This window comes from Campylobacter sp. 2018MI13, assembly GCF_018501135.1.
In the GTDB taxonomy this organism is placed as follows: domain Bacteria; phylum Campylobacterota; class Campylobacteria; order Campylobacterales; family Campylobacteraceae; genus Campylobacter_E.
In genome coordinates this window covers 1-10,759 of record NZ_JAHCZC010000064.1, presented here as the reverse complement: position 1 = coordinate 10,759, position 10,759 = coordinate 1, and the positions used below count along the sequence as shown (strand labels likewise).

Here is a 10,759-nt window from a genome sequence, read left to right as displayed (position 1 = left end):
GTAGAACATTTTTTATCTACTATATTACATATTATTGTTGGATACAAAGAGTTTTATGTAATACATTGGTGGTTTAAAGAAAAGTTTATTATATATTATTAATAACCAAAATTTTAAAGATTATGGAATTTATTTATAAAAATTATATAAATGAATTTAATAGCATAGAGCCTAGTATTAAAGAATTACTTAAGAGATAAAAATTATAAAATGTTTAATCAATACATAGCAAAATCTTATAAAAATAAATTATTTTCATAATATATATTTTAATTGTTTTACTTTGTAATTAATGTTTTATGATGTATAAATTATAAATGCAAAATATAATGATTTTACTTTATTATAAAAGCTAAAATTAATTGATTAAATTATCTAATTAGTATGAAAATTTTTTATTTTAAATTGTTTTAATATAAGAACATTTGTTTTTAAGATTTTAAAATTAATTATATTTATAAATATTAAATGCCTAAAAATAGGCATTTAATTAAGCTTTTATATCTACTACATTGCCGCCTAATTCAGCTATTTTATCATCTATAGCTTTTACGGCACGTTCAATTGTAGCATTTGCAATATCAGCATATCCTTTGCTAAAACCACCTAAAGTCTTATCAGCGTCTTTAAAACCACGCATAATTCCTTCACGACCTGCTTTTAGCTTTTCAATATCATCTCCAGCACCAGCTAGAACAAAACCAGCTATTCTATCGCCAGTTTGCTTACTACCCCAATAGCCATCTTCACTAATTAATTCTTTAGCTTTTGCAGGAGTTAAGTTTTGTAAATTCTCAAAACCATCACCTAATTTACCTAAAGTTCCAAGAAAAGTATTAAGTTGCATTTCATTTTTTGAAAAGCTAAATATGCTTCCTTGAGTATTAAATTGAGAAAAGCTAATTTGCATACTTTGTGCTATATAAGCATTTGTAATATCCTTACCACTAATACTACTTAAATCCCTATCTCCTAAGTCAATGCCTATATTTTTTAAATTATCTTTTATAGCATTTCTTGCATCATCTTGAGTTTTTACACTTTTTGGTAAGCCACTCGTAAAACCTGAATTACTAACAGAACCTACATTCATAATCTTCTCCTTTTAAATATAGTCTTTTTTATATCGGCTAAATAATAAATTTATTTAATTTTTTAATAAAAATAAATTTATTTTAAATAATTTAATACTAAATTTGCAAAATACTTACTAGCTAGCAGCAATACTTCATCGTTGAAATTATATTCTGGATGATGAAGATTTGCACTATCTCCGTTATTTATAAAAGCATATGTTCCTTTAACCTCATCTAAAAATGCAGAAAAGTCTTCACTACCCATTAAATGCGGGTGTTCAAACTCACATTCATCTTCACCAAAACTCTCAATCGCAGCAAGTCTTGCTAACTCGTGTGCTTCATCGTTATTGATAGTAGCTTTTATATTTTCAGCTCTTTTTACTATGGCTTTTATATTAAAAGCATTTGCTAAGTTTGTTGCTAATTCTTTAATTCTTGTATCAATAAATTCAAGCTCTTGATTGCTAAGACCTCTTACATTTATCATAACACTAGCTTCATTTGGGATTATATTAAATGCTTTTGTAGTCCCTGCTAGAAAGCCTGTAACATTTACAACGCTATCTTTTAATTCTAAAGATTTAAAAGTATATAAAGCATTTACAAAATTATTTGCAACGCTTATTGGGTCTTTGCATAAATGTGGAGCCGATGCGTGTCCGCCTAAGCCTATAAAATCTACTTTATAAGCACTTACACCTGCCATCATTACGCCTTTTTTCATAAAGAATTTCTTATTTTCATAGCCTTTCATCTGTGAAATTGGCATATTATGAATTCCATAAATATAATCAACCTTAAAGCGTTCTAAAACTCCATCTTTTATCATTCTCATAGCACCGCTTAACATTTCATTATCACAACATTCTTCAGCAGGTTGAAAAAATAAATTAAGAGTTCCATTAAAATTAGCACTTGCTAAATACTTAGCAGCCATTAATAATCCTGCCGTATGCCCATCGTGTCCGCAAGCGTGCATACAGCCATTCTTACTAGCATAATCAAGTCCTGTGCATTCTTCTATACTAAGCGCATCCATATCAGCTCTAAGACCTATGCTTTTAGTAGAATTTCCTTTCTTTAATACTCCTACAACACCTGTTTTTCCTATGCCTTCATAAACTTCATAACCAAATTCTTTTAGTTTATTTGCAACTAATTTTGCGGTATTAAACTCATTAAATCCTAGCTCTGGATTTGCGTGTATGCTATGTCTTAACTCTATAAATTCTTTATGTAAATTATTTAATTCTTTCATTAATAATACACCTTATTTTCTTTTAAAAAGCTTCTTAAATCTTCGTATTCGCTATTGGTTAAAAATCTATATTTTTTAGGCTTTAATACACCCAAATCAACCCTACCAAAAGCAACCCTTTTAAGCTCCACTACTTCTAAATCAAATTCAGCAAAAAAGCGTCTTAATTCTCTATTTTTACCTTCATCAATAATCACTCTTAGTTTTGTATATCCACCACTACTTCCAAAAATCTCATATTCTAAAAAAGGCTTTAGACTAAGATTTGTGATTTTGCTTTTTGGGTGTGCTCCTTTTAAGCTATTTACAATCTCAAGTCCATTTTCCATAGCATTGATTACATCTTTACTTATAGTGCCTTTAATTTTTAAGTAATATTCACGCTCTAAGTTACTTTGCATTAAAAAATCAGCTATTACAGGACTATCTACTAATAAAAGTATGCCCGTTGATGAAAAATCTAATCTTCCAACAGGATTAAAATGTCTAAAATCTCTTGGCAAATTATCATATATCAAGGCTCTTCCACGCTCATCTTTATGGCTTACTAATTCGCCTTTATCTTTATGATATACGATGACGCTAAATTCACTTTTTTTATAAATTCTTTTACCTTTTACAAAGACCTTATCATCAACTCCAACTTCACTCCAGTCTTCTAAGCAAACTTTGTTATTAATCTTTACTAAGCCTTCTTTTATTAATTTGTCAGCTTCTTTTCTTGAATACTTGCTATTGTGTGCTATAAATTTATTAAGTCTCATCACTCATCCAATAATTGTAATAATCCTATTATTTTTTCATTCTCAAGAACTACTAAAATTGATATTTTGTTTTCTTTCATATAAGAAAACGCCTTATGTGCTAAAACTGATTTTTCTATGGTTTTAGGATTTTTACTAGCATATTCTAAGGCTAATTGTTCTAAAGAAAAATCATCCTTAGCCATAGCTCTTCTTAAATCCCCATCACTTAAAAATCCAACTAATTTTTCATTATCAACCAATAAAGCACAACCAAAACTTGCCTTACTCATACAAATAATAGCGTCTTTTAAACTAGCATTTTTGCTTATTATCGGTAGATTGTTTTTATGCATTAAATCACTAACTTTTACATAATACTTTTTACCTAATGCTCCACCCGGATGATTTATACCAAAATCACTAACACTAAAATCTTTTAAATTAATAACACAAGCTAAAAGCGCATCAGCTAAAGCTAGAGTTAGAGTAGTTGAGCTAGTAGGTGCTGGTAGATTTGTAATTGCTTCATTGCAATTTGTAGCAATATTGAAACTACAAGCATTCGCTAATGGAGAATTGCTTTGAGAAATGCTAATTAAAGTAGCGTTTCTATCATTTAAAAATGGTAATATTTTTAACACTTCTTCGCTTTTACCACTAAAAGAAATTAAAATCACCACATCATCTTTACAAATATTTCCTAAATCTCCGTGCATTAACTCACTAGCATGAATAAAAAATGACCTTACCCCACAACTAGCAAACGAAGCTGCAATTTTGCGTCCAACGATACCACTTTTACCAACTCCAACAATGATTAAATTCCCTTTGCATTCACTAATTACCTTAGCAACTTCACAAAAACTCTCATCTAAAGAATTTGACGCTTCTTCTAAAGCGAAGGCTTCTCGCTTTAGAATGTTTTTTGCAATTTCTAGCATATTTTATCCTTAATGAATATTTAATAATAAATACGGATATTTTTTATATTTTTTGAAAAAATACTTCTTAAGTGCATTTCTAAGTGCAGGTTCAAATGCCTTTTTATCCTTTAATAAAGTATCTTTTGCATCAGCTATAAATAATTTAATATAATTGCTAACATCAGTTGCAAAATCTTGAGCTAGTTTATTTGATACTAAACCAAAATTGATTATATGTGCGTGATTTAGTGTCCTTGCACCCATATTAATATGAAGATTAAGCTGCACTATTCCATGCTCTGCAAGATTTTTTCTAGTATTTAATAAATCATCATGCACTTCTCTATCTACTTGATTATCTATATAAGTTTTACCTGTTTTAACGGTTTTTAATCTTCTTAATTTATTCCAGCTAATCTCCATTTGATCGCCATTATTTAATAAATATATATTTTTTTCATTCACACCACAAGCAATTGCACTAGCTTTGTGCTTACTAATATGAGAATACTCTCCATGCACAGGCAAGAAATATTTAGGTTTTACAAGTCTTAAGATTAGCTTTTGTTCTTCACTTGCTGCATGACCGCTTACATGAATTTCGCTAAATTCTTGATAAGCAACACTTGCTCCATGACGCATTAATAAATCAATTACACCTGATACACTTGCTTCATTACCAGGAATTGCTTTAGCACTTATAATTACTTGATCATTAGGCTTAATTTTTACATGTTTGTGTTCGCTTGTAGCCATTCTATATAATGCACTCATACTCTCACCTTGTGAGCCTGTAGTTACTATTAATATCTCTTCATCAGGATATTTATCAAGCTCATCAGCACTTATGAAAATCTTTTTATCAAATTTTAAATATCCAAGCTCAATTGCTGTAAATAGGTTTCTTTCCATAGAACGACCTATAATACAAACTTTTCTATTATATACAAGTGCGTGTGTGATTGCTTGATGGATTCTATGAATGTTTGAGCTAAATGTGCTCATAATCACACGACCTTTGCATCTTGAATAAATCAAATCAAAAGTCCCACCAACGGTGCTTTCACTCTTAGTTACACCTTCGCGGTAACTATTAGTACTATCGCTAAATAAACATAAAACACCTTTTTCGCCATAATAAGCTAAACGATGTAAATCACTAGCATAACCATCTATTGGAGTATGGTCAATCTTAAAATCTCCCGTATGAATAATAGTTCCAGCAGGAGTATTTATAGCTAATGCACAGCTATCTATAATACTATGAGTTATATGCATAAACTCAACTTTAAAAGAGCCAATTTCATAAATTTGTCTTTTTGTAATTGGTCTAAATAATTTGCATTTATCTTTAAGCCCGTGTTCGCTAAATTTATTTGAAATCATTCCAAGTGGAAGCGGCGTAGCATAAATCGGAAAATCAAATTCTTTATAAAAATAAGGCATTGCTCCAATATGATCTTCGTGAGCGTGAGTGATAAGAACAGCTTTTACTTTATCTTTTATCTTTCTAACATAAGAAAAATCAGGAACTACAATATCAACACCTAAGGTATCAGCATCAGGAAAGCTCATTCCAACATCAATGATAATAGCTTCATCTTCATACTCAATTACGCTCATATTTCCACCAATAGCACCAAGTCCGCCTAATGGAGTAAATTTAACACTTGCATTACCTTTGTAATTTATCCAAGGATATAGCCTTTTTTCTTGAGCTTTTTCGTTTTCTTTCATTGATTCAGCCAAGGCTTTTTGCCAATCTAAATCACCTTTTAAAGAAGCTGGTAAGATTTTTTTCTTACGCTTTTTTTTCTTTTTAGCTTTTTTATCGTCAATTTCTTCTTCTAATTCTTCTAAAAGTTCATCTTCGTTTTCAGCGTTTTCATAACTTCTTGCTACTTTTGTTTTTTCTAAATCTTCAATATTCATTTTCATCCTTTAGTAATTTAAAAAGTTCTAAGAATGATTTAACAGATATTTCATGAGCTCTTTTGTTTTCATCAATTTCTAGCTTATCTAATGCTTGTTTTACCTTTGTTTTATTTGAAAATGAACTAAGCATTTTTTTTCTTGGTTGATTAAAGGCTATCTTGATAAAAGAATTAAAAGCTTTTAAATCTTTTTTATCCAACAAACTAGGCTTTTTAATAAGCTTAATTACACTAGAATTTACTTTTGGCATAGGAGTGAATGCACTAGGTGGCACTTCACAAACATTAACTTTATCACAAAGTAAATCCGTAATAACACTTAAAGCACAATAATCAATCCCAAAAAATCTATCTGCTAATTCTTTTTGAATCATCACAAGCATACCTATGCAGTTATCATCAAATAAAGCATTTATAATAATTTGCGAACTAATATAATACGGCAAATTAGCACATATAAAATAAGGCTCATCGCTAATTTTTACATTCATAACATCAGCATTTATTAGCGTAAAATCTCCACTTAAAATCTCTTTATTAAAACGCTCGTTTAAAATAGGAATTAAACTATCATCTATTTCAAAACTTGTTAATTTAAAACCGCTTTTAAGTATTGGAGCAGTTAAATCACCTAAGCCAGGCCCAATTTCAATTAATTTTGCTTTTAAATCTTTGGGTATCGCTTGGATGATCTGCTGTTTTACTAACTCATCTTTTAAAAAATTTTGTCCGAATTTCTTTTTTGCCTTAATCATTTGGGGAGTATATGAAAAAATATTTAATGTATAGAAAAATTATTTTGAAATTCCTATTTCAAATTCTCAAACAAAAAAATAATAAAAAATGGGAAATTTAAAATGGTGGTTAGAGGCAGAATCGAACTGCCGACACGCAGATTTTCAGTCTGCTGCTCTACCGACTGAGCTATCCAACCACCGAAGTAAAAGCCGTTATTATATATGATAATTCTTAAATTATGCTTAAATTTTTTCTAATGCGAAAATTTGTTGTTTTAAAAACGAATAATTAAGTATTGAAAGTATAAAAACTACAATACTAGCAATACTTAAAAATGAAATTCCTATTTCAAATTCTTGAAAAAATAAAATTATCAAACATAAAATCATTACTAAAAAACTAAGACTTATCGCTTTTATTTGTCTTTTTTTAGCCTTATCAAAATTATTTTCATTTTGATTTTTAAATAAAATCACTCTATCAATAGCAACTACAAAATAAGTATTTTCGCAATTTTTTAATTCATCTTGGATTATAAATTCTTTATTTTTATAAAGTAATTTATTATTTTTCACACTATACTCACTTGTAATTAAAGCACTTTTTGCAAGTCTTAAAAAGCTAAACATCTAAATCTTTCATATATTTTATAAACAAATCCCCACGCTCAGCATAAGAACTAAACTCATCTAAACTAGCACATGCAGGACTTAATAATGCTATTTCTTTAGTTGTTAAATCTTTATAAATCATACTTACAGCTTCTTTTAGATTGGTTCTAATTGGGTTTAATCCGTGCTTTTTAGCAATATCGCTAAAATCGCTCTTACCTATTAAATAAAGCTTTATATTTTTATCTAATTTTGAGAAAAACTCATTTAAATCTTGACCTTTAGCATCTCCACCAGCAATTAAATGTAAAGGCTCTTTAAAACTATTAATAGCAGCAAGTGCAGCTGAAATATTAGTAGCCTTGCTATCATCAATCCAAATTCTATCTTTGCTATCTTTAAAAATCTCAACTCTATGACGACCAATTTTAAACTTAGATATTTTTTCATATTCAATTTTGCCACTAATAATCTTACAAGCAGCCAACGCTAAACACGCATCTAACAAAAACGGCTCATTGTAATTTAATCTAGCTAAATCAATATCAAAAAGCTTAGCTAAATCACTAGAATTCTCATAAAAATATTTAATACAATTTGCACTCTTTAAATACTCTTCATATTTTTTAGGCACAATAATACTTGCTGTTTTATTCATTCTAAAAATTAAATCAAGTTTTGCTTTTTCATAATTATTAAAGCTTCCATGCCAAGAAATATGATCATCACAAATAGGTAATAATACATAAAGTTCAGGTCTTGCAACCTTAGTATAATGAAGGGCAAAAGAGCTCATCTCAAGGACAACTAAAGGTGCTTTAAGATTCATTAATGCAATTGGTTTTCCTATATTTGCTCCTGCTTCAATATTAAGCAAATAAGAAATCATTTCCGTTGTAGTAGTCTTACCATTAGTCCCACTAACCCAAATACTAAGCCCTAAAGCTTCGTTATAAAAATCAATCTCACTTGTTAAATTCTTAGCACTTTTACATAAAATATGATTAGGCGCAATTCCAGGACTAACTACTTCTATGCTACTTTTATCAGGATTAAAATAGCTTGTAGGTAAAAGCTTATTACCAAATTCATCTTTACTACAAACGCTAAATTTATCATCATATATATACCATTCACCCTTTTTATAAGTGCTTGTAATCGCCTTAGCAACATTTCCATATCCAAACATTGATAACATAAAACTCACCTTAATTTAATAGTAATTAACGCTAAAACATTGCAAATAAATGCAATTAGCCAAAATCTAACTATGATTTTATTTTCACTCCAACCAATTTGCTCAAAATGATGATGAATTGGAGCCATTTTGAAAATCCTTTTATGAAATATTTTAAAACTTCCAACTTGTAAAATAACGCTAATAGTCTCAAGAACAAAAACAAAACCTATTAAAATTAATAAAATCTCATTTTTTGAAATTATCGCTAAATATCCAACAATAGCTCCTAATGTAAGAGAACCGCTATCTCCCATAAATACTTGTGCTGGATGGCAGTTATACCATAAAAATCCTAGTAAAGCACCAATTAATGCAAGCGCAATTACAACGCATTCTTCACTCCCGCTTACTCTAGGTAACAATAAATAATTAGCATAAACAGCATTTGAGCTAAGATATAAAAACACTGATAATGTAAATAGTGAAAACACACTAGGCACACAAGCAAGTCCATCAAGTCCATCAGTTAGATTAATAGCATTTGAGCTAGAAATTAACACCAATACCCAAAATAATAAAGCAAAATACTTCATATCAATTATAGGATATTTATAAAATGGGACAAAAAGTTCTGTGCTAAAATTCCCATATATCATAATAGGTAATATTGTTATTAAAGATGCAATTAACATTAAAATCATTTTAGAGCGTGGTTTTAACCCAGCCTTATTTGCCTTTTTTAATACCTTGCCTAAATCATCAATTATTCCAATAGCACCAAAACAAACAATACACAAAATCGCACTAAAACTATAAACATTAAATGTAGTAAAAACAAGACTAGATAATAAAGCAGCACAAATAAAAACAACCCCACCCATTGTAGGAGTATTAGATTTTTTTTGATGATTTAGTGGTGCATCGCTTAAAATTGGCTGATTTGCCCCTACACTCTTTGCCCAAGAAATAAAAAGTGGCATAATAATTAATGTAATAATAAACGATAATAAAAACGCTAAAAAAGCCCTAACGCTAATGTAAGAAAATAAGTTTATATCAAGGTTAAACATTTTTGTTCCTAATAAATTTATAAAAAAGGCAAATATTATAATAAAATTATAAATTTTTAGAGTATTATTTCTCTTTTAACCAATATAAGGAGTTTATATGTTAAATCCAGTTCTAACAATTGCAGGAAGTGATTGCAGTGGTGGTAGCGGACTTGAAGCTGATTTAAAAACCTTTACTATGCATAAAACTTTTGGAATGGCAGTAGTTTTAGGAGTATATGCTGTAAATACTCAAGGAGTTTATGGTGCTTGTGTTATGAATGAAGATATTGTATCGGCTCAATTTGATGCAGTATTTAAAGATATTCCACCAAAAGCACTAAAAACAGGATTAATGGGGGATGCTAATTTAATAAGATTAACTATTGAAAAATTTAAAGAATATAAACCTAAAAATATAGTAATTGACCCTGTTATGTTTGCTAAAAGTGGTTTTAGATTAATAGGAGATGAAGATTTTAAGCTTTATGTAAATGAGTTTATCAAATTCGCTGATATTTTAACGCCTAACAAATTAGAAGCCGAACTTTTATGTGGATTTGAGATTAATTCTAAAGAAAAACTAAAAGATGCTGCTAAAAAATTAATAGACTTAGGTGCTAAAAGCGTGATTGCTAAAGGTGGAAAATATTTTGATTTAGCGATAGATTATTTTTATGATGGAAAAGACTTTTACGAGCTTTACGGCAAACCTTTAAATACCACAAACGATCACGGAGCAGGATGCACTTTAAGTGCTTCTATAGCTGCTAATTTAGCTAATGGACTTTCTAAACTACAAGCTGTAAAAGATGCTAAATTATATACACAAAATGCAATGGAATTTGCTCCAAACTTAGGAAGTGGCAGAGGCCCATTAAATCATATGTTTAATTTATAAAAAGGCAAAATATATAATTTTGCCTAAAACTTATATCCAAAACCAATCTTAAAAAAATAAGAATTAAATTCTTTAAAAAACTGCTTACTTAAATCAATATCCAAACTTAAACTATCATTTAATAAATACTTAGTTTGTATTCCAAGCTCAAAACTATTAAGATTTTTAAAATATAGATTTTCTTTAGAATATCCATCACTTATAATAAGCAATTTATCCTTGCTTAAGCTTTTAAAATAATTACTATTTAGCGAAAATGCAAAATCATTGTTAAGGTATTCTAAAGCAAAACCTAATTTTAAAAAGCAATTATTTTGCCTTTTAAATAAAGCTTTTATAT

Annotated in this window: 11 protein-coding genes and 1 tRNA gene; 1 reads left to right on the top strand and 11 read right to left on the bottom strand. The window is 29.0% G+C overall.

Annotated elements, in window-relative coordinates; all coding sequences use genetic code 11:
• Positions 1–490: 490 nt before the first annotated feature.
• The 10 genes from KJQ99_RS07145 to mraY form a co-directional block, all read right to left on the bottom strand.
• Positions 491–1,093, bottom strand: a complete 603-nt coding sequence (locus KJQ99_RS07145; RefSeq protein ID WP_214117343.1) for a hydrogenase-4 component G — start codon at positions 1,091–1,093, stop codon at positions 491–493.
• A gap of 77 nt (positions 1,094–1,170) precedes the next feature.
• Positions 1,171–2,337 carry an amidohydrolase gene (locus KJQ99_RS07140; RefSeq protein ID WP_214117344.1) on the bottom strand — a complete coding sequence of 389 codons (1,167 nt, stop codon included), beginning with the start codon at positions 2,335–2,337 and terminating at the stop codon, positions 1,171–1,173.
• Positions 2,337–3,101, bottom strand: a complete 765-nt coding sequence (locus KJQ99_RS07135) for a pseudouridine synthase (protein ID WP_214150385.1) — start codon at positions 3,099–3,101, stop codon at positions 2,337–2,339. Before KJQ99_RS07135 ends, KJQ99_RS07140 begins: the two co-directional genes overlap by 1 nt.
• Positions 3,101–4,024: a KpsF/GutQ family sugar-phosphate isomerase gene (locus KJQ99_RS07130; protein WP_214150384.1), complete on the bottom strand. Its 924-nt coding sequence runs from the start codon at positions 4,022–4,024 to the stop codon at positions 3,101–3,103. The genes KJQ99_RS07135 and KJQ99_RS07130 overlap by 1 nt, the downstream gene beginning before the upstream one ends.
• Before the next feature lie 9 nt (positions 4,025–4,033).
• Positions 4,034–5,938 (bottom strand): ribonuclease J, encoded by a 1,905-nt coding sequence (locus tag KJQ99_RS07125; protein ID WP_250325130.1) that lies wholly within the window; start codon positions 5,936–5,938, stop codon positions 4,034–4,036.
• On the bottom strand, positions 5,928–6,695 hold the full coding sequence (rsmA, locus tag KJQ99_RS07120) for a 16S rRNA (adenine(1518)-N(6)/adenine(1519)-N(6))-dimethyltransferase RsmA (RefSeq protein WP_214117348.1): 768 nt from the start codon (positions 6,693–6,695) through the stop codon (positions 5,928–5,930). Before rsmA ends, KJQ99_RS07125 begins: the two co-directional genes overlap by 11 nt.
• Before the next feature lie 103 nt (positions 6,696–6,798).
• Positions 6,799–6,874 (bottom strand) — tRNA-Phe (locus KJQ99_RS07115).
• 46 nt (positions 6,875–6,920) lie between these two features.
• Positions 6,921–7,307, bottom strand: a complete 387-nt coding sequence (locus KJQ99_RS07110) for a hypothetical protein (protein WP_214150383.1) — start codon at positions 7,305–7,307, stop codon at positions 6,921–6,923.
• On the bottom strand, positions 7,300–8,487 hold the full coding sequence (murD, locus tag KJQ99_RS07105) for a UDP-N-acetylmuramoyl-L-alanine--D-glutamate ligase (RefSeq protein WP_214150382.1): 1,188 nt from the start codon (positions 8,485–8,487) through the stop codon (positions 7,300–7,302). Before murD ends, KJQ99_RS07110 begins: the two co-directional genes overlap by 8 nt.
• 5 nt (positions 8,488–8,492) lie before the next feature.
• Positions 8,493–9,539: a phospho-N-acetylmuramoyl-pentapeptide-transferase gene (gene mraY / locus KJQ99_RS07100; protein ID WP_214117351.1), complete on the bottom strand. Its 1,047-nt coding sequence runs from the start codon at positions 9,537–9,539 to the stop codon at positions 8,493–8,495.
• A gap of 97 nt (positions 9,540–9,636) precedes the next feature.
• Here mraY and thiD point away from each other — a divergent pair, with 97 nt between their 5' ends.
• Complete coding sequence (gene thiD, locus KJQ99_RS07095; RefSeq protein WP_214117352.1) at positions 9,637–10,419, top strand: bifunctional hydroxymethylpyrimidine kinase/phosphomethylpyrimidine kinase; 783 nt, start codon at positions 9,637–9,639, stop codon at positions 10,417–10,419.
• Positions 10,420–10,442: 23 nt separating this feature from the next.
• Here thiD and KJQ99_RS07090 read toward each other — a convergent pair.
• Positions 10,443–10,759 (bottom strand): hypothetical protein (locus tag KJQ99_RS07090; protein WP_214150381.1); only part of this gene is annotated, 317 nt, incomplete at its 5' end.